Source organism: Cognataquiflexum aquatile, assembly GCF_003316845.1.
Taxonomy (GTDB): Bacteria; Bacteroidota; Bacteroidia; order Cytophagales; family Cyclobacteriaceae; genus Cognataquiflexum; species Cognataquiflexum aquatile.
In genome coordinates this window covers 195,228-213,310 of sequence record NZ_QMIK01000001.1, presented here as the reverse complement: position 1 = coordinate 213,310, position 18,083 = coordinate 195,228, and the positions used below count along the sequence as shown (strand labels likewise).

The window sequence follows — 18,083 nt, the reverse complement described above, 5'->3', positions numbered from 1 at the left end:
TTCTGATGGAGAGTCAGGAATTATCCGATACCCATAATTGAAAAGTCACCCAAGCATCCAATTGAATGATTTCCATAAATTGGAATTTTTGATTGATCAAATCTCCGACAAGACATAAATATCAATCCAATCAAAAAGAATCACACTTTGTTCAGTTGATAAAATGAGGTTGCGTTACCTCCAAAAAATTGTTCCTGCTCGTTCTCAGAAAGTTTTGAAAAGAAGCCTTTGGCTATTCCAAAAGTATTTTGATAGGAAGATGATAAAGTACAAACCGGCCAATCCGATCCATACATCAGCCTTTCAACACCAAAAGCCTCCAATGCTGTTTCAATATAGGGTGCGAAATTTTCAGGTTTCCAATTGGACCAATCCGCCTCTGTCACCATGCCGGATATTTTACAATGGACATTTTCAAGAGATGCAATTTTTTTTAAGTCCCTGCTCCAATTCGCTATTTCCTGTTCTTTGATATTGGGTTTGGCAAGGTGGTCTATCACAAAAAGTTGGTTTGGAAACGATTTGGCCAAAGTATAGGCATTTGGGAGATGCTTGGGATAAATCAAGATATCGTAGGTAAATCCAAATTCATAAAGTTTGCTTATGCCTTTTAGAAATGATGACCGCAGCATAAAATCAATGTCAGGTTCATCCTGAATGATATGTCTAAATCCTTTAATTTTTGGATGACCTGCGTAAAACTCCAAACGGCCGGAAATATCTTTTGACTGTAAGTCAACCCATCCGACAATTCCTTCAATAAAATCATTTTGATGTGAAAGGGAAAGTAAAAAATCATTTTCTGCTTCCGTTTGGCTTGCTTGAACTGCAACACAGCCATGGATTCCTGCTATATCCAAGAGCGGTTTCAAGTCTTGGGGAAGAAAATCCCTTTGGATAATTTTCATATCCGCATTCATCCAAGAATGAACCTTTGGTTTGTATTTCCAAAAATGTTGGTGGCTGTCGATTTGGTTTTTGAGGTTCATTTCCACTTTATAAAAATGACAGGGCTATCTTAAGTTTTCTTTTAACGAGAAAACTTTTTCCTGATAATCATACTGCAAATCCTCATGTAAACCGTTGATCAATTTCTCAATCTTGCCCACCTGAACCCTGTAGAGATTGTCAATGACCGGATGCCGAAAATCCAAGAAACCGTAAAGTTTGAATTGCTCACAAAAGTAAGTAATCAATTCTATGAGGGTTTCTTTGTCTTTGGTGAGTTTGAGGCTTTTGTTCAGTTTTCTTCTGATACTTTGCCCAGATTTTTTTGCAAAGTGGTAATTGCGTGTATTGGATTTTTGGAATTCCAAATCGAGCTCCTCCTTTACCAATTCAACAAACAATCTTGGATTTTCCCTTTCAAAAAGTTTGAAATATAAAAGGGCTTTATTGTCCGTACTGAATTTGGCTAGATCCAACAACAGGACGGACAATTCTTTTGTATCAAGGAAGGTCAATTCTTTTTTTATCTCTGCAAGGCTGCCGACTTTCATGTCACTAACACTGTTTTTTGATCAGCCATTGACTCAAATCAAGGTGCTTTGAAAAGCTTTACATCCACTGCACTCAATCCTTTTGGAGATTTTTCAGTTTCAAAAATAACTTTGTCATTTTCCTGAATAGGATCTATGCATTTGTTGATGTGAACGAAAATACTGTCTTGGGAAACTTCATCTTTAATGAAACCGTAACCTTTTGAAGCATTGAAAAATGTCACTTTTCCTTTTCTGAGATTTTCACCCGGAAGTGGTTCTGCGTGCTTTGAAACACCGATCTCTATGGTGTCAGCATCGAATACTCTTTTTTTGGATGGATCAGGAGGGGTAGAAGTAATGTTTCCAAATTCATCCACGTAAGCAATCATATTTTCGAAGTCCGTAACTTTAACAGTATTGGATTTTCTGTCATCTTTTTTTTGCTGCTTCTCCTGTTTTTTCTTCTGTCTTAATTTTTCTTTTTCCTTCTTGTCGAAGGTATCTCTTGATTTTGCCATATGTTACAAAAATCCGGGAATTTTTGGGTATTTCCTATTTTATGGAAAAAGTATTTTAACAATTATTAACTCTCAATGAACCAGAGGCATATAAAATGATCAGGATCATACTTATGAATTTTTTTTTGAAAGAATTGTACTCTCTCAAACTTCTAATTGTTTGACATTCAAAAACAAACAGCCTAAACTGGGATAGACATTTGACAAAGTTTATTTGCCTTGAAAGTCCAAATGAAAGGTTATTATTCTATACCGCAAACAACCATTATTCCAATTGATTTTTTTCCATTTAAAAATTTCTACTCCTCTTTCTCAGAAATACATAGATTGAGGATTATTTTCCGGGTAAATTTTGTTCAAAAAATGAAAGTGGGAGTTTTCAAGGCAAAAAACCAATGAGATAATTATGTCGGTTTTAAATTCCAAAACCAATTCCAACATCAAACGATGAAAGACCTTCAACAAATCATTCAAGCATATCAAAACTGCAAGATCAGAAATCAAAAAGCAGCTTTGGCAACAGTCGTAAAAGTCGATGGATCTGCCTACAGAAGGCCCGGAGCAAGGATGCTTGTCACGGAAGATGGGGAATTGACCGGAGCTATCAGTGGCGGTTGTCTTGAAGGTGATGCACTCAGAAAAGCCCAAACGGTCATTTTTCAACAAAAATCAATGCTTGTGACCTATGATACTACAGATGAAGATGACCAAAAATTTGGTGTAGGTTTGGGGTGTAACGGTATCATTCAGGTCCTGATCGAGCCTCTTGATTTTGAAGATGAATCCAATCCTGCCGAATTGTTGAAAGTTGCACTGAGTGACAGGCTCCCAAGTATTTTGGTAACTGCTTTTTCTTTGAAAAATGCCCGCGGCGAGCAAATAGGCACCAGAGTGCTATCTAAAGGAGGAAACACATTCGGTAAAATCGAAACATTAGAATCCGGATTATTTGAGAAAATTCAACTTGAAATCAATAATAAAACTCAAATCCAAGCAAGTAAAATATTGCAATATCCCGACCCGGAAGAAATTTGGATGTTTTATGAAGCCATCAACCCTCCTATCCGGATTTTGTTGTTTGGTGCAGGAAATGACACCATTCCTGTTGCCAAATTGGCTTTTTTGATGGGATGGGAATTGACTTTGATTGACGGAAGAAAAAATCACGCGACACCGGAAAGATTCCCTATCGCTGCAAAGATCATCATCGAGCCGGCTGACAGGGCTGTTTCAGGTTTGAATCCTGACAAAAATACAGTTGCCTTACTGATGACTCATAATTTTGAATATGAGGCAGCTGTACTGAAGGACCTGATACCTTATGCACTTCCCTACATCGGGATTTTGGGGCCAAAAAAGAAAACCGACAAATTAATAGCAAGGTTGGAATCAGAAGGGACCAAAGTCCCCACCGAAAACATCTATGCCCCCATTGGTTTGGATATCGGGGCTGAAGGATCTGAAGAAATTGCATTATCAGCCTTGGCTGAAATCAAAGCCGTATTGGCTAAGAAAAATCCGGATTTTCTTAAAAACAAACTTGGCCCCATCCATGAAGAAAGATGAAAAAGGAAATTAGAACCGGTGTCATCATCCTTGCTGCCGGCAGTTCTTCCCGATTGGGACAACCGAAACAATTGCTCGAATTCAAAGGAAAAACTCTCCTTGAAATTGCGGTTGAAGCTGCACAAAATTCCCTTGCCGATTCCTGTGTAATTGTCTTGGGTGCAAATGCGGATTTAATTGTTGAAAAAATCCTCCATACCAAAGTAGATCGAGTCGTCAACGAAAATTGGGAAAATGGGATGGCCTCTTCCATGCAAAAAGGGCTGAAGTATTTAATGGAAAATTCAGACCCTGATCAGGTAATTTTGATGCTTTCAGACCAACCTTTTGTAGATTCAAAAATTCTTAACTTACTGATTGAAAATAAATTAAATACGAATAGTGAAATTATTGCGTGCAGTTATAATGGGACGTTTGGTGTTCCTGTTTTGTTCACCAAAAAGTATTTTCCGGAACTACTTTCCTTAACCGGAAATGAAGGTGCTAAAAAATTGTTAATGGCCCACCAAGATGATTTACACAACATTGATTTTCCTCAGGGATCAATTGACATCGACACCATCGAAGATTATCAAAGACTGAAAAGTAGCAGCTAGGTTTTCCTCAATGTTTCCACCACTTTTTTGATATACTCAGCCACAAAAATAATTTCAGACTCGGTAGTATTTAAACCCAAACTGAAGCGGATCGACGCCCTTCCCAAATCGGGATCAATTCCCATCGCCGCTAAAACATGGGATGGTTTAGGCGAAATACTCGTACATGCAGAACCTGAACTTACGGCAACTTCTTTGTTCACTCTTTGAAGAAGCTCCACTCCCTCCACCCCACCAAAGGAAATATTGGAAACATGAGACAACCTGTTTTGAAGATTCCCATTCACCCTTGTTCCTTCTATTTCTAAAATCTTGCTTTCTAATAGATTTCGAAGGTTTTCTAAGCGTCTAGCTTCTACAATTTGATTTTTTGACCGAAGTTCAGCTGCCATTCCAAAACCGACTATTCCGGGTACATTGAGCGTTCCGCTTCGGAAACCCTTTTCGTGTCCTCCCCCATCTATCAATGCAATAGGCTTTGGAAGTGGATGATTGTGTCTGATATACAATGCTCCGACGCCTTTTGGTCCATACATTTTATGCGCAGAAATCGCCATTAAATGAATTCCTTTTATGTCCAAAGGAATTTTCCCTGCCGCCTGTACAGCATCCGTAAAGAGAATGATATTTCGTTCTTCGGCAATTTCCTTGATCAGATCCATTTGATGAATAAGCCCGGTTTCATTGTTGGCCCACATCAAGGCAATCATTTTGGTATGTGGAAATATGCTTGAATTCAGGTGCTCAAGATCAATCTCACCAAGATGATTTACAGGAAGATAAGTAACTTCTGCTCCTTTGGATTGAAGGTGATCCAAAGTATCCAATACTGCTTTGTGCTCGGTTTTGCAACTGATATAGTGTTGCTTTTCACCGCTATAATGTTCAAAAATCCCTTTTAGGGCCAAATTGATGGCTTCCGTAGCTCCAGATGTAAAAATGATTTCTTTTGGTTTTGCACCTATCAAATTGGCGATTTGTTCCCGGGCGGTCTCCACAGCATCCTCGGCCATCCATCCATAGGGATGGCTTTTGCTTGCTGCATTGCCGAAGTGCAGCCCAAACCAAGGCAACATCGCTTCAATTACTTCGGGCGCACAGGGACTAGTGGCATTGTAATCCAAATAAATCGGGTATTTCATCGAATTGCAAAGTAAATTCCAATGTAAAACCTTTAGCCAAAAGCCACAAACCAAACCGGATTAATGGTAGAATTAATTAATTTTGGAGATGCAAGAAACCTGGAAATTTCCCCTAAACCCACAAGACCAATCAGTAAATCCTGCAATCCTTGTAGAAGAAGTTTTGGAAACAAATGAAAGAGATTTAGGAATTTTTCTTTCCTATTACTTCAAAAAAGAAGGGGCTGTAGCAGAAAAGGTGAAGTTGAAGGGGAAAATTGAATTTTTAAACGATTTGAAAGGTAAGTTGATGTTAGACTTTGATTTGGTCCATTTCAATGCCTGCCTCAATATCCATGAACAAAAGCGGGATAAAATGGACGTTCAATTTGAATTTGATCCATTATTCCAAAATCTTACCTTGATCGGACCTTATTGGCCGGATCGGGAAATGGATGAGATATAGGTATTAGTTCCAATTATGGGGAATCTTTCAAGTTTTAATTTAGATTCCTTGAATGTTTTTTAGACTATTGCCCAAATATCAATAATGTTTTGGTTCTTGTTTTACGTGTCTTACTCTCAAAATTCTGATATGCTTGTCCGTGATTAGGTAAGCAATTCTTAGGCTGTTACTTTCAAAAGACCTAAAATTACCATCATTATCGGTCTTGAATTTATCAGGAGGAAACTTCTTTGGGTTGGAAGGTAAAGTGTCAAGGATTCTAAAGATATCATCAAATACATTTTCAGCAGCTTGAATAGAGTCCTTTTTAATGTGATCAATTTGTTTTTTAAAGGAGTTTCGGGCTTTAGTATCCCAAATTATTTCAGCCATGATTTTGACTCCTTTTTAACATCTTCGTGAGTTACAAATTCTCCTGCATCTATTCGACTATTGGCCTCTTCTAATTCACGGTTATATTGATCAATACTTATCCGATAATGTGAATCTTTCCATTTAGTGAGTTCATTGATTAGATTTTGATCCTGGATATTTGCCAACCACTCAAGTAATTCCAGTTTTTGTAATTGCGTGTTGCTCATTTCAATACTTTTTATTAAAAATAACGAATTTAATGTTTCATGTAGTCCACCACTTTGTAAAATATTTCCTTCATAGGTAAGAATGAAGTAATAAGTTTAGAAGTAGGAAAATATTACATCCATCTAATTTGGTCATTAAAATGTCCGAAGTTGAAGTGTTTGGGATTTGTAAGTCCAACCCTTTTATATTTCAATTTGCAATTGGAGGAACCAAACAATCGTATTTATGGAATTTTGTTAGGCATAACTTGAATTACAAATTCAATTTCATAGAAAGGCGTAGTTGCAAACGCCTAGCGGTGGATTTAAAAAAAAGCCAACTTGGGTGTAGTTAAACGTCTGATGATACGGCTGGTTGGGATTTGTAATTCCAATCAACTAGGTGAGGAAGGCGAGTATCTTATTACCTTGATTCAAACTTCGGGAAATGGAAATCTATTAACAGTTTAAAATTAGTCGTGTCTTCTTCACTTTCCCATATTGAAGCACCATAAAAATAGTTATTTCTCGTATTCCTAACTGTAAAAACATCTCGCCCAGAATCATTTTTACTTTGGCATACTATTACACAATTATTACGATACCAAAAGTAATCTCCAACTGATGCACCATCAATAGGAAATTCTATCCACATATAAACAGGCTTACTTTTTACAGAAAAAACACTATCGTCAAATTGGTAAGCAACAGTTGTGTCACCATATTGTTTGACTAACATAGGAACATCAACTTCACCATAAGGAAACTTAAAGCCGTTTCCTTCAATATCTTTATAAGTGAGTTGAAAGTCAGGATTGAATATATCACCTATACTTTTCCTATTTTTAGCTGAACAAGAAAGGACAATTAGTATTAGAGAAAATACAATTGAATTTTTCATTATTTTTTCCTTCTCAGATTTTTAAGTCGTTGTAATTCGTTGGCCGACCATGTAGTTTTGACACCTGCTGCGTGGTTTTTACCCATCTAGGTGTTGTTTAGCGATTGATGCTACGACTGGGTGGAATTTACCTAACCCTGCAACCGGCACAATGATAATTCCTATAGCTATCGGAACCTAAGGGATCATTTCCAAACGCCTTGTCCTACCCTTTAATCTTCTCCAATTTGTAATTGGATTCAGCCAAACACCCAAACGAAAGGTAATTCTTGGTAAAATGAATTACAAATTCCAATAAGCAAAAAGGTTTGGATTCATTGGCAAAATGCGGTTTACACCTTTCGATTAAACCAGGCGCTGAATGGACGATACCAAAATAAAAAAAGCTCCCTATCTCATTTTTTTGTCTTTTCAGAACCAAAAGTCTTGATAGGCTCTCAAATCAGATTGCAAATGACTTTTTCAGACACTTCCCTTAATTTTCAATTTTTGAAAGAATTTTACTTATCACCATAATGGCCATAGGCTCCTAAAATAGTCACCACGATTTTAGTCCCATCAATCAAATAAACGAGCCTGTGCTTTTTATCTATCCTTCTTGACCAAGTATTCTGCTGAAAATGTTTGAGCCTTTCCGGTTTTCCTGTACCTGTTTCAGGATGTTCTTTTAATTCCTGAATTAAGGAGAAAAACTTCTTTAAAATCGCCTGATTTCCTGTTTTCTTCAGCTTCTGAATATCCTCCAAAGCCTCAACAGTAAATTCTATCTCAAAAGTCATATACCGAGGAGATCCTTCAATTGCTCATCAGACAACTTCACCGTTTTTCCCTCGGAATAAGACTGAATGCTTTTGGCCAATCGTTCCTGAACGACAGGGTTATCAAAGAATCGATCATTTTTTACTTCGTTTGAAATTTCATAGACCTTGCCTTTTCCTCTCTGAATGATCACTCGCTCATTCTTATCGATCAGATCTAGATATTTTTTGAGATTTTGTCGGAATTCTCTAGTGCTTATTACTAACATGATATTAAATTATGTGTACACATTATGGTACACTAAATTAGATAGAAAAGTTCAGAGTTCCATGCTAATGGTGACTTTTCGAGTTTTTGGCCTGCCTGTTTTCTATTTAACCGAAGATTTTTGGGAGAAAGGTAAATGATTAAAAAAAAATAGTTTAACAGTCAAAAAGGTTTATTTCCTAAGTTGTGGAAATGGATGAGATTTAAAAAAAAGCCCACCGGGAATATCCTTCCAACGGTGGGCCTGCACTATTACCTTGCTGTTTTAGGCTCTTTTAATCTGTAACTTGATATCTGAGAATTCTTTTTGCTCAATGAACGGCTGACTTCTCAGTCTCCTTCCGGTTGCTTTGAAGATCGCATTGGCCACTGCACCACCTGTTGGTGGCAAAGCAGGTTCCCCACTGGGCTTTTGGATCAAAGAAATTGACATATTTAATTCTAAATTAATTTAAAAAAACTTGTCACATTTCAAGAAATCCCAAAACATTTTAGATCTATTTTAACCCGTCAAACAGCTAACATCTTTTATAAGATATTTTGCCAAGCCATTTTTGCTATTTGTTTTTCTGTCGGAAATAAAGTTTTTTTATTTATTTTTTGTTTTTCTAACAACCTCATTGCATCTTTAAATAAAGATTTTTTAATATTAAAGCATTTGATTTTCGGGAATTTTTGAATTTTATCATTATCCCGGCTCTGAAAAAAATGTTCTAAAGGTTCAATTAACCTACTATTGGCAATGAATAAACCCTCTTGAGCAATAATATTTAAATTATTCTGATTAAAATAATAGCTAAAGGTTTTACCATTATTGCTAGGTTTTGAAGTGAAGGAATATCCTGATTCTCTATATTCAGGAATGAGAAAAACTTCATAGTTCTTAAAATATTTAAAACTTCTAGGATCTTCTTCCCAAGGTCCGATTAAATCCTTAATATCCCAATGAATAGCCAAGGCATTCATATTCTGATTGAGGAAATCAAGGTATTTTGGAATTTTTTCAATTGTTTCAATACAATATAAACTAACATAATTATTAATGTCTTTATCTGGTGAAGAACAAAAATAAAAACAAAAGAAAAGAGCTACATGTGGGTTTTTAGTCCAATCCAATAATGGAGTTGGCGCTTTATAATGCTGTAAAAAACTTAGGACCGCATCGTCAGTAATTAAATTTCGATGTGAGTCAAAGTGCTTTTTGAGTAAACTATTCATCGAAATTTTAGCATTTTGTACCATTTTATCGATAAATGCTTCATAATCCTGTTGATTAATTGAAAAATTTGATCTACTTAAAAATTCTCTTTGGGCTGAATTATACATTTTATATTCGGCATTATTCACTCCCCTAAAAATGCTTTCCATTTGTTCATTCAAGGTGGCCATTAGTTTTGATAGATCTTGCGAAGTTTCAATTTCATGGGAATCAAAAAAAGATCCCTTTTCGGTGATTGATTGGTAGGTTTCCATTTTTCAAATTTTTTAAAACTGTAAAAAAGCCCACCGGGAATATCCTTCCTACGGTGGGCCTGCACTATTACCTTGCTGTTTTTAAGCTCTTTTAATCTGTAACTTGATATCTGAGAATTCTTTTTGCTCAATGAACGGCTGACTTCTAAGTCTTCTCCCGGTTGCTTTGAAGATCGCATTGGCCACCGCACCACCAGTTGGCGGCAAAGCCGGTTCCCCAAGACCTGTTGGATCGATGCCGTTTTGGACATAGTGGACGTCGATTTCAGGAACTTCTTTCATCCTGATCAAACGGTAAGTGTCAAAGTTTTTCTGCTTCGGCAACCCGTTTTCAAAGGTCAGGTTTCCATACATGGCATGGCCCATGCCATCTACGATTCCGCCCCGTACCTGATGATTCGCACCTGTCGGATTCACGACGATACCACAATCTGTGGCTGCGACGATTTTCTTCAGAACAGGTTGGTTATTTTCCATTTCGATATTTGCCACCTGAGCAACATACGATCTATGAGAAAAATAAACGCTGAAGCCTTGCATGACATTGGCATCTTTGCCCCAATTGGATTTTTCAGCAGCCATCTTGATGACACCGATCATCCTGTCCACATCATATTGCAATTCACCCACAGGCGAAGCTTTGGCCTTGGCCAACAAATCCAATCTGAATTGGACAGGATCCTTTTTGGCGGCCAATGCTACTTCATCCAAGAATGACTGCTCTGCATAGGCCAAGAAATTGGTGATCGGTGCTCTCCATGCATTGGTAGTGATGGCGGATTTGTGTTCCACAGATTCGATCAGCACATTCTCTACTGCCCCTGAAGGGAAATTATTTTCTCTTGTAGAATTACCTGCATTGATCCCAACTCCTCTCAGCTTGTACCCAATCATGTTTCCGCTTTCATCCAAAGCAGCTTGGAATCTGTATCTGACAGCAGGACGATATGCTCCGCCTGTCATGTCATCTTCCCTGCTCCAGGTTAATTTGATAGGGGCATTCATCATTTTGGACAATTCAGCTGCTTCGGTTACGAAGTCGGCTCTCAGCCTTCTGCCAAAACCACCTCCTAATCTTGTGATTTGAACAGTGATATTCTCAGGCAGAATGCCCAACAACTGTGCGGTATCATTCCTTGCCCTGTCTGGCGTTTGTGTAGGACCTACCAATTCCACTTTGTCTCCCTGCACATGCGCAAAGAAGTTTTGTGGTTCCATGGGAGAATGCGAAAGAAAAGGACATTGGTATTCACTCGTGATGACTTGGGCGGCCTTTTTGAAAGCAGCATCCACATCACCATCTTTTCTTTTGACTTCTGCAGTTTTACCGTTTAGCAATTCTGCAAATAGCCTGTCATGGTCAAAGGTACTTTCTACGACACCATCAGGTTCATACTCTATTTTGAGTAATTTCTTGGCTTTCATCAGTGGCCAGGTGGACTTTCCTACTACGGCTACGTTGTTTTTGAACGTAACCACCTCTGTCACACCTGAGATTGCCCTTGCGGCGGCATCGTCCACTGATTTAATTTTCATGCCAAAAGGAGGCCTTTGGATCATGGCATGCAGCATGCCTTCCCTATAAAAATCAAGTCCATAAAGCGGCTTTCCTGTAAACATGTTTTTGTTTTCCACGTTTTTGACCGGAGTGCCAATGATTTTGAAGTCTTTGGGATCTTTTAAAGCGACTTCCTCGGGGGCAGTCAGTTTGGATGCATCGGTGACCAATTCACCATAACCCATTTTTTTACCGCTCTCCTTGTGGATTACTTCTCCATTGGAAGTCGAAAGCGTACTTGCATCGACATTCATTTTTGTGGCAGCGGCGGCTACCAAAAGATGTCTAGCGGTAGCACCTGCCTTTCGGAGTCTTTCCCAAGAATGCGGCATGGCACCGGATCCACCGGTCAGTTGTCTCTCATATTTTTCAACATCCAAATTGGCCTGAATGACCCTTACTTTCTGCCAATCTGCATCCAATTCTTCGGCTACTACCATTGGAAAAGAAGTCAGGATATTTTGTCCCAATTCCGGGTTAGGAGAATAAATCACCACATCACCTGTTGGAGAAATGGAAAGATAGCTGTTGAAATTATGTGCGTTGAGAAGTATCTCTTCATTGGTCAAAACCTTCATCTTGGGAGAATCGCATCCTGACCAATAGAAACCGATAAACAATCCCCCGGAAGCAGTGGCTGCTATTTTGAGGAAATCCCTTCTATTTGTTTTCGTTAGATTTGCCATGATTATTTAAGTTTTGCTGCTAAGGCTACTGCTTCTCGGATTTTGTGGTATGTGCCACATCGGCACAGGTTTCTGTTCATTGCATTTTCGATTTCTTCCATGCTTGGTTCTGGGTTTTTTCTCAAAAATGCCGCTGCGGTCATGATCTGACCGGCTTGACAATAACCGCACTGTGCAGTATCTACTTCATCCCATGCTTTTTGGACAGGATGGTCACCTTCTGATGAAAGTCCTTCAATGGTAGTGATTTCGTCAGAACCGATACTTGAAACCGGCAAGGTACAGGAAAAAGCTGCTTCCCCATTGACGTGGACTGTACAGGCGCCGCATTGGGCTATTCCGCAGGAATATTTTGTTCCTACCAAGCCGATATGGTCCCTCAACACCCACAATAGTGGTGTATCGTCTTCAACGTCAACGTTATAGTCGTTTCCATTAATTCGAAGGTTGTAGTTTGCCATTTGATTGATATTTGATTGATTAGATTGAAAATTTAAGCAAATCCAGCCATTTTCAGAGAGGATTTCTCCCCTTTTTTTGAGCTTTCTTGATAAAATGTATTTAAACGATTTGAATGGAGGAGAATTTAACAAGAATTTTCCGGTCAAAAGGTAAAAGATTCTTTGAAATTGGATTTTTTTCAGGTTCTTTTTTATATGGATTCCTCAACTGCCAAAAAAGGATAAAATGAAAAGTCGATATTTTCTTGATTTTCAGGAGGTAAATATTTAAATTTTAAAATTATTTATAGTCTTTTTTGAGTAACTAGATAAATTTTAGGTTTTCTTCTCAGAATTTTCATGAAAAATTTTGCAGCGCTTTTAGTCATTGCTTGCTTAGCCATCCTGGTTCTCCTCTTTGTGACCAATCCTGAATTGTTGGGTAAAATTTGGCTTTACATTATAGGTTTTATTGGCTATGTCGCTGTATTGGTTGAAAAGGGATATCAGAAATTAGCAGCAGTTTTTACCTCCAATAAAGAAAAACCAAAACCTCCTGTGGCTATTCAGCGCCTTGCTTCCGAACCGTCAGCTCCTGCTGTCACGGAAAAAACCGCTGAAATTTCAAAACTCGAACAAAAAATCAAAGATTTGGAAGTCAAATTACAGGGGGCCAAATCCGGTGGCGAGACCGCTTTGGGGAAATGTACTCTTACCGTATTGAGATACCTTGATGACGGCGAAACTACCCTTGGTTTGATTTTTTTGAGAAATAAATTTTTTGCCTATACCCTCGAAGATGCCCATAAAGAGGTGAAAGTCGAAAAGCATACACGGATTCCGTCGGGGGTTTACCCAATTGATTTCAATAAAAATGTAACCGAACTGACTGAAAAATACAGAAACCTATATGGCAATTGGTTTGATTTTCACCTTGAGATCAAGCAAATCCCAAATTTTCAAAATGTCTATATCCATGTTGGAAATACCCATGAAAACACGGATGGCTGCATCCTGATCGCAGATGGCGTTTCGGCAGGAACATCCAAATCCCTTCAAGATTCGCGAAATGCCTATGAAAGATTTTATAAATCAGTAAGTGCCCTGCTCAAATCAAATGAGCCGGTCAATATCCAGATACTCAATGAAGATTGGTTTGAGAAAAGTAAACTATCATCACTATGAAAAAACAAAGCGCCTTTTACCAGCTGATCATTAAGATTGCAGCTACCATCTTGATGGCAGTTGCCATAGGGTTTTTGATCAGGAATTTTTACACCGAAGAAAAAGATGTAGTCCTTGCATTGACTATTCCGGCGATCATTGCTGTGGGCCTGATCTATGGGATCTTGATTCGGTATTTTAAAACTGAGGACCAGATCAGCTCCTATTATGTCAATAAGTACCATGATGTATTTTTCAAAGGGACAATCATTTTTGCTATAACCCTGGTTTTGGTCACGATTTTTTACAGCATCCTCATGTACATTGAAAAGAAAAACCTCTTTTCCATCGTTGGATTGCTGATAATTGTGATTTGGATTGCCGTTTTTATGATCTATTTCGTATGGTCTGTATATCATTACAATATCAATTTTGGAATAACTGATGGGGAATGGCAGAAAATAGCTGAAGCCAAAAGAGATGCCCGGGAATTTGGTATAGACCTGCCTGCAAGTGGCGTTAGAGAACCATTATATAACCCCTATCGAAGTCAGACATTTGGTTTGCCTCCCGGTACAGTACGCGGGATGATTGCATTTACTTTGTTGTTTGGGGGTATTTCCTTGCTTATAAGCAGTATGGGTTCCGAAGAACTCAGCTCAGATCTTGTAGCGTTGAGAATTCAGCAATTTGAATTTTTTGAAACGGCGTTTTTGATGATGATTGCCTTCTATTTTGGTGACAAATCCTTGAAATACTTCAGGGAAAGATGGAGAAACCCGAATCAGCAAGCCGATGGCAGCCCTACTCCACCTCCTCCATCTACCCCGCCTTCCTCCCAACTTCCTGAAGGAATCATGCCAAGCGCAGGGACACCGCCGCCGAGTTTGGAACAGGACGATTCATTGGGTGATGATGACAGGGAATTTATGGAAGGCGAAGAGACTGTAGGAGACATGCAACAGCCTCCCACTTCAGGTTCGCCAATAACAAACCTTAAAAATGCACTTTTAGAATCAAGGGGAGAACAACTACCTGTGGCAAGTAATTTTGCATTTGTCCAGATCATGGACAATATCAACAGCAAAATCCTCAATGATGAAGAGATCCAGGAAATCCTTGAAAACCTAGCTGAAAAAGACGGCATTATCCTTTCTCTTCCGGTAGTGAAATCAGTAATCTCTGTTGAATCCTCCGGAAGAGGCCATCTCAGTGATGGACGGGCGAAGATTTTGTTTGAAGGCCATCTGATGTGGAAACTCCTCAGCAGTATGAGGAAAATGCCTGAAGAAGAAATCCTGAAGCTTCAAAAAAGCAATGAAGATATCTTATACAAAAGCTGGACAAGGCAATATTATAAAGGGGGAATTTCAGAATATGACCGTCTTGACCGCGCAAGAAAAATAGATCCTGAAATCGCCGTTTTTTCCGCTTCGTGGGGATTGTTCCAAATCCTAGGTGACAACATCAACCACAATATAAAAGGCCGAAAATACGCAGATTACAAGGAGTTTGAGGAAAAACAGCATGAGCATGAAAAATACCATTTCATGGATTTTCTGGAATTCATCAAAACCAAAAAACTCAAGGGAACTCCATTGATCAATTTCATTTCTGAAGAAAAATCAGGGAGTTATGATTGGGCTAGCTTTGCTTATGGCTATAATGGCAGTGGCTATAAAGTCAATAAATACGATACCAAGTTGCAGGCTGCCTATGAAAAATTTAAAAAGATGCAGTCATGATGGCGGGCTATTCTTTTCTGCTCAAGTTACCTTTTATGGCATTCATTGCAGTGGCAGTTGTTTTTTCCTCCTGCAAGAAAAATGAACGTGCCTTGGTGGTGGGAAAAATCCAAAATGCTTCGGATTTGGCCACTACTGAGTTTGTGATTGACAAAATTGTCTTTGGTACCAAAACCAAAAAACTGGCACTGTTAAAAATCAGTGAGGCAAGTTTCATGGCATACTCACAGGCCAAGGTAAAGGCAGGTATAGACCTAAGCAAAATCAGAGAGGCTGACATCAGGATAGAGGGTACCAAAATCCACTTGGAACTACCCCCTATCGAAGTGATCAACTTTTCATATCCTCCCGCAAGCTTCGTGGAAGATTCCTTGATTTCAGACCCTAAAGTGTTTTTGAATAAGATCGATATCAGGGATCAAGAGGAATTTTTCAGGCTTGCCGAACTAGATATCCGGGAGAACCTCCGCTATATAGGGATAGTCCGGACTACGCAAAATCATACCCGACAGTTGTTCCAAGTTTTACTTGGTTCTCTCGGTTATGAAGAAATATACATCACTTTCAAAAGCGACGACCTGATTATTTCGAAGGTCAATTTATTGGTAGATACAGAAACTGTTGTAGAACAATGATAGGCCTATTCCTGAAAAACTGGAAGTTTCTTTTGGACATCCTCATCGTTTTGGGGATAGTAATAGGGCTGTTTATCTGGAACCCATTTGGGATTTTTGGCGGTGGGCTAAAATTGAACGATACCTCCAACATGGTTACGGAAGTCAGACAGATTGGACAATTGGTAACTGCAGAATATTATGGAGAGGTGATTGCTTCCATAGATGAAGCAAGGCTGAACCTGATAGAGGATGAAAACATCAGAACAAGAGGTGGCATTTTGTATCAGGACATCAAGTCTGCCCTGAAGAACCTCAGGGATTTTCAGGCACTTTCAAAAAATGAAAAGGATGAGGAATACAAAAAAATGACTCCAATTAATAATTGGAGAAGAATCATCCGACATGAAGTTGACAGCAGAAATATCATGGACAAGCTTAATTATCATGGTTTTCTGAATGATGTTACAGCAGATCCACTTTATGAGGATATGTTGGAATACCTCTACAGGGATAAAACCAAAAAGAATAAAAATGAAAAGTGGAATCCAAGTGCCCGAAACAAAGAAGAAGCTTTGTTCTTGATGTATCAAGAAGCTCCTCCTGCCAGGGATTCTTTGGCCTCAGTGGATTTCATGAACTTCTATTATCAAAATAAACTGGCTGATTTCAGCAGAAAAGAAACCAGAAAAAAGCTTGCCATGGTAGGAAGAGGATGGGTGAAAGCTGGATTCGATTTTACCAATTTGGATCCCTCTTCCATCGTGATTTACGATGATGTATCAGAAGTGCACATTTTCGGCTTGGCGCCCACCATCCTCAATGCGGACATCAACCCGTGGTTTATTCCTGAAAAAGGGATTCCGGGTTTTGAAATCTTGGATTATAATGGCAGAGTGGATTTCAAAGATGCCAAAAGAGTAAAGGAATATTGCGTGGAAAAACTCATGTCATTTGCCCACCGAGCGGATATTCTTAAAAATGCCGAAATCCAAGGCGCAGAAACACTCAAAAACCTATTTTCACTGATCACCGGAAAAGATGTCAAAAAAGTCGTTTTTCATCATGACAGAATCTCCCAACTTGTTTCACAAATCGAATCAGATGAAGCCTTTAGCAGGTTTGAATTGGGATTGTTTGATTCCTTGTTGAGAATGGAACTAGTGGTTTTGGATTCATTGGAACAAGCCATGAAGCAGGACAGCAAACTCATCAGGACTGTGGAGCAAAGAAAGAAAAATATTGCATTCTCTATTTCAAGGCTTCAAAAATTGCAGATGCTTGGCACTACTACCAATTACGGGTACTTCTCCAAAACCATTTTGCAGGTATCGGGAGACGGGGTCCTAGATGAAAGTGAAAAACTAACCTTAGCATCCTTAAGAACAGATTGGGAATTGAAAGACCGGATTGATCAATTTTCAAAACAGGTGTCCTCTCCTATTTATTTTTGGTACGATGATCCTGTCGAATATATGACTGCTTTCAATTTGAGTATTGAAAGCCTCTTACGAAATGGCTTGGTAGAAGGAAATGTGGATACTGTAAAAATGAAGGTTTCCGAAGTTAATTCTGCCTTTTTGAGTACACATAAGGTATTGAATTATAATAAAATAAGTGATAAGGAAGTAATCTTGACTTTAGTGAAAAACCCGCAGGATGCAAACCTCTATTTAACTTCTATTTTGTATCCTTATACCTACAATAGTCTCCTAATTGCTGATTTCATTGAGAGTAGTGAAATCATTGATTTTGCAAATCCAAAAGCAAGAAATGTAGCTTTGAAAGATTCATTAACCTATTTGGACTTGTATCTTGGTGACAGTTTAAACCTAGTAATCCCTGATAAATACCTGGATCTATTGATTCCAAAAGCCAAAGAATCATTGCTGTCAAAAGGATACCTTAAAGTTGGAGCCAATTATTCGATTCTTAAGAAAGACAGAGGATTTGATAAAGGTCTATTGGATTCAGATTCTATGTTTTCGGAATTTCAAGCGAAGGAATTAGAGTCCTTTTTTAGCCTGTTGATCCAGGCAAGATCGGATTATCAAAACAAAGGCGCGTTAGAAAAAGCAAACAGGTGGGTGCAGGCCAAGTTAAAAGAAAGGAGGGCAACCCCTACCTGGTTGACCTCCTTGAGAGAATCTGTCGGAAGACCTTGACGT

20 protein-coding genes are annotated in these 18,083 nt (G+C 38.6%); 7 read left to right on the top strand and 13 right to left on the bottom strand.

All coding sequences use genetic code 11. From position 1 onward, the window contains the following. Window positions 1-140: 140 nt before the first annotated feature. Genes DQW11_RS00975 through DQW11_RS00965 form a run of 3 tightly spaced genes read right to left on the bottom strand, consistent with a single transcriptional unit; the run spans window position 141 to window position 1,999 of the window. Complete coding sequence (locus DQW11_RS00975) at window positions 141-989, bottom strand: amidohydrolase family protein (protein ID WP_113922126.1); 849 nt, start codon at window positions 987-989, stop codon at window positions 141-143. Window positions 990-1,013: 24 nt separating this feature from the next. Beyond that, the gene (locus DQW11_RS00970; protein ID WP_113922125.1) at window positions 1,014-1,499 is read right to left on the bottom strand and encodes a hypothetical protein; all 486 of its coding nucleotides are present in this window, start codon (window positions 1,497-1,499) and stop codon (window positions 1,014-1,016) included. A 38-nt stretch (window positions 1,500-1,537) separates the two neighbouring features. After that, window positions 1,538-1,999 carry a cold-shock protein gene (locus DQW11_RS00965; RefSeq protein ID WP_113922124.1) on the bottom strand — a complete coding sequence of 154 codons (462 nt, stop codon included), beginning with the start codon at window positions 1,997-1,999 and terminating at the stop codon, window positions 1,538-1,540. Window positions 2,000-2,446: 447 nt separating this feature from the next. On the opposite strand from DQW11_RS00965, the gene DQW11_RS00960 reads away from it, so the two are divergent. Continuing rightward, window positions 2,447-3,565 (top strand): XdhC family protein, encoded by a 1,119-nt coding sequence (locus DQW11_RS00960; protein WP_113922123.1) that lies wholly within the window; start codon window positions 2,447-2,449, stop codon window positions 3,563-3,565. Then, entirely contained in the window at window positions 3,562-4,161 is a 600-nt protein-coding gene (locus DQW11_RS00955; RefSeq protein WP_113922122.1) for a nucleotidyltransferase family protein, read from the top strand. Before DQW11_RS00960 ends, DQW11_RS00955 begins: the two co-directional genes overlap by 4 nt. On the opposite strand, the gene DQW11_RS00950 is transcribed toward DQW11_RS00955, so the two are convergent. Next, complete coding sequence (locus DQW11_RS00950) at window positions 4,158-5,303, bottom strand: cysteine desulfurase family protein (RefSeq protein WP_113922121.1); 1,146 nt, start codon at window positions 5,301-5,303, stop codon at window positions 4,158-4,160. The genes DQW11_RS00955 and DQW11_RS00950 overlap by 4 nt on opposite strands. An 88-nt stretch (window positions 5,304-5,391) precedes the next feature. Between DQW11_RS00950 and DQW11_RS00945 the strand changes: the two genes are divergently transcribed. Then, on the top strand, window positions 5,392-5,748 hold the full coding sequence (locus tag DQW11_RS00945) for a hypothetical protein (RefSeq protein ID WP_113922120.1): 357 nt from the start codon (window positions 5,392-5,394) through the stop codon (window positions 5,746-5,748). A 78-nt stretch (window positions 5,749-5,826) separates the two neighbouring features. On the opposite strand, the gene DQW11_RS00940 is transcribed toward DQW11_RS00945, so the two are convergent. The 9 genes from DQW11_RS00940 to DQW11_RS00900 form a co-directional block, all read right to left on the bottom strand. Next, the gene (locus tag DQW11_RS00940) at window positions 5,827-6,120 is read right to left on the bottom strand and encodes a type II toxin-antitoxin system RelE/ParE family toxin (RefSeq protein WP_113922119.1); all 294 of its coding nucleotides are present in this window, start codon (window positions 6,118-6,120) and stop codon (window positions 5,827-5,829) included. After that, window positions 6,108-6,329 carry a hypothetical protein gene (locus DQW11_RS00935; protein ID WP_113922118.1) on the bottom strand — a complete coding sequence of 74 codons (222 nt, stop codon included), beginning with the start codon at window positions 6,327-6,329 and terminating at the stop codon, window positions 6,108-6,110. The genes DQW11_RS00940 and DQW11_RS00935 overlap by 13 nt, the downstream gene beginning before the upstream one ends. A gap of 403 nt (window positions 6,330-6,732) precedes the next feature. Continuing rightward, window positions 6,733-7,209 carry a hypothetical protein gene (locus tag DQW11_RS00930; protein ID WP_113922117.1) on the bottom strand — a complete coding sequence of 159 codons (477 nt, stop codon included), beginning with the start codon at window positions 7,207-7,209 and terminating at the stop codon, window positions 6,733-6,735. A 500-nt stretch (window positions 7,210-7,709) separates the two neighbouring features. After that, complete coding sequence (locus tag DQW11_RS00920) at window positions 7,710-7,988, bottom strand: Txe/YoeB family addiction module toxin (protein WP_113922115.1); 279 nt, start codon at window positions 7,986-7,988, stop codon at window positions 7,710-7,712. Beyond that, window positions 7,985-8,236 carry a type II toxin-antitoxin system Phd/YefM family antitoxin gene (locus tag DQW11_RS00915; protein ID WP_113922114.1) on the bottom strand — a complete coding sequence of 84 codons (252 nt, stop codon included), beginning with the start codon at window positions 8,234-8,236 and terminating at the stop codon, window positions 7,985-7,987. The genes DQW11_RS00920 and DQW11_RS00915 overlap by 4 nt, the downstream gene beginning before the upstream one ends. A 264-nt stretch (window positions 8,237-8,500) precedes the next feature. Then, window positions 8,501-8,668, bottom strand: a complete 168-nt coding sequence (locus DQW11_RS22145; RefSeq protein WP_157965985.1) for a hypothetical protein — start codon at window positions 8,666-8,668, stop codon at window positions 8,501-8,503. Window positions 8,669-8,763: 95 nt separating this feature from the next. Next, on the bottom strand, window positions 8,764-9,708 hold the full coding sequence (locus DQW11_RS00910; protein ID WP_113922113.1) for an FRG domain-containing protein: 945 nt from the start codon (window positions 9,706-9,708) through the stop codon (window positions 8,764-8,766). A gap of 81 nt (window positions 9,709-9,789) precedes the next feature. Continuing rightward, a complete protein-coding gene (locus DQW11_RS00905) occupies window positions 9,790-11,952 on the bottom strand; it encodes a xanthine dehydrogenase family protein molybdopterin-binding subunit (protein WP_113922112.1) in 2,163 nt (720 codons plus the stop codon). Between the two features lie 2 nt (window positions 11,953-11,954). After that, window positions 11,955-12,413 carry a (2Fe-2S)-binding protein gene (locus DQW11_RS00900; protein WP_113923147.1) on the bottom strand — a complete coding sequence of 153 codons (459 nt, stop codon included), beginning with the start codon at window positions 12,411-12,413 and terminating at the stop codon, window positions 11,955-11,957. Between the two features lie 339 nt (window positions 12,414-12,752). Between DQW11_RS00900 and DQW11_RS00895 the strand changes: the two genes are divergently transcribed. The 4 genes from DQW11_RS00895 to DQW11_RS00880 are packed head-to-tail and all read left to right on the top strand — an operon-like array spanning window position 12,753 to window position 18,080. Then, window positions 12,753-13,577, top strand: coding sequence for a DUF5675 family protein (locus tag DQW11_RS00895; protein ID WP_113922111.1), 825 nt, complete (start codon window positions 12,753-12,755; stop codon window positions 13,575-13,577). Then, window positions 13,574-15,301 (top strand): N-acetylmuramidase family protein, encoded by a 1,728-nt coding sequence (locus tag DQW11_RS00890; protein WP_113922110.1) that lies wholly within the window; start codon window positions 13,574-13,576, stop codon window positions 15,299-15,301. The genes DQW11_RS00895 and DQW11_RS00890 overlap by 4 nt, the downstream gene beginning before the upstream one ends. A 35-nt stretch (window positions 15,302-15,336) precedes the next feature. Continuing rightward, the gene (locus tag DQW11_RS00885; protein WP_113923146.1) at window positions 15,337-15,936 is read left to right on the top strand and encodes a DUF4230 domain-containing protein; all 600 of its coding nucleotides are present in this window, start codon (window positions 15,337-15,339) and stop codon (window positions 15,934-15,936) included. Then, window positions 15,933-18,080: a hypothetical protein gene (locus DQW11_RS00880; RefSeq protein WP_113922109.1), complete on the top strand. Its 2,148-nt coding sequence runs from the start codon at window positions 15,933-15,935 to the stop codon at window positions 18,078-18,080. The genes DQW11_RS00885 and DQW11_RS00880 overlap by 4 nt, the downstream gene beginning before the upstream one ends. Window positions 18,081-18,083: the final 3 nt, after the last annotated feature.

What these genes read in the sequence shown, in the direction of transcription:
- DQW11_RS00910 (WP_113922113.1), bottom strand. Translation starts at nt 9,708, where the DNA reads ATGGAAACCTACCAATCAATCACCGAAAAGGGATCTTTTTTTGATTCC.
- DQW11_RS00890 (WP_113922110.1), top strand. Translation starts at nt 13,574, where the DNA reads ATGAAAAAACAAAGCGCCTTTTACCAGCTGATCATTAAGATTGCAGCT.
- DQW11_RS00895 (WP_113922111.1), top strand. Translation starts at nt 12,753, where the DNA reads ATGAAAAATTTTGCAGCGCTTTTAGTCATTGCTTGCTTAGCCATCCTG.
- DQW11_RS00945 (WP_113922120.1), top strand. Translation starts at nt 5,392, where the DNA reads ATGCAAGAAACCTGGAAATTTCCCCTAAACCCACAAGACCAATCAGTA.
- DQW11_RS00970 (WP_113922125.1), bottom strand. Translation starts at nt 1,499, where the DNA reads ATGAAAGTCGGCAGCCTTGCAGAGATAAAAAAAGAATTGACCTTCCTT.
- DQW11_RS22145 (WP_157965985.1), bottom strand. Translation starts at nt 8,668, where the DNA reads ATGTCAATTTCTTTGATCCAAAAGCCCAGTGGGGAACCTGCTTTGCCA.
- DQW11_RS00920 (WP_113922115.1), bottom strand. Translation starts at nt 7,988, where the DNA reads ATGACTTTTGAGATAGAATTTACTGTTGAGGCTTTGGAGGATATTCAG.
- DQW11_RS00955 (WP_113922122.1), top strand. Translation starts at nt 3,562, where the DNA reads ATGAAAAAGGAAATTAGAACCGGTGTCATCATCCTTGCTGCCGGCAGT.
- DQW11_RS00880 (WP_113922109.1), top strand. Translation starts at nt 15,933, where the DNA reads ATGATAGGCCTATTCCTGAAAAACTGGAAGTTTCTTTTGGACATCCTC.
- DQW11_RS00940 (WP_113922119.1), bottom strand. Translation starts at nt 6,120, where the DNA reads ATGGCTGAAATAATTTGGGATACTAAAGCCCGAAACTCCTTTAAAAAA.
- DQW11_RS00905 (WP_113922112.1), bottom strand. Translation starts at nt 11,952, where the DNA reads ATGGCAAATCTAACGAAAACAAATAGAAGGGATTTCCTCAAAATAGCA.
- DQW11_RS00935 (WP_113922118.1), bottom strand. Translation starts at nt 6,329, where the DNA reads ATGAGCAACACGCAATTACAAAAACTGGAATTACTTGAGTGGTTGGCA.
- DQW11_RS00965 (WP_113922124.1), bottom strand. Translation starts at nt 1,999, where the DNA reads ATGGCAAAATCAAGAGATACCTTCGACAAGAAGGAAAAAGAAAAATTA.
- DQW11_RS00960 (WP_113922123.1), top strand. Translation starts at nt 2,447, where the DNA reads ATGAAAGACCTTCAACAAATCATTCAAGCATATCAAAACTGCAAGATC.
- DQW11_RS00915 (WP_113922114.1), bottom strand. Translation starts at nt 8,236, where the DNA reads ATGTTAGTAATAAGCACTAGAGAATTCCGACAAAATCTCAAAAAATAT.
- DQW11_RS00975 (WP_113922126.1), bottom strand. Translation starts at nt 989, where the DNA reads ATGAACCTCAAAAACCAAATCGACAGCCACCAACATTTTTGGAAATAC.
- DQW11_RS00885 (WP_113923146.1), top strand. Translation starts at nt 15,337, where the DNA reads ATGGCATTCATTGCAGTGGCAGTTGTTTTTTCCTCCTGCAAGAAAAAT.
- DQW11_RS00950 (WP_113922121.1), bottom strand. Translation starts at nt 5,303, where the DNA reads ATGAAATACCCGATTTATTTGGATTACAATGCCACTAGTCCCTGTGCG.
- DQW11_RS00900 (WP_113923147.1), bottom strand. Translation starts at nt 12,413, where the DNA reads ATGGCAAACTACAACCTTCGAATTAATGGAAACGACTATAACGTTGAC.
- DQW11_RS00930 (WP_113922117.1), bottom strand. Translation starts at nt 7,209, where the DNA reads ATGAAAAATTCAATTGTATTTTCTCTAATACTAATTGTCCTTTCTTGT.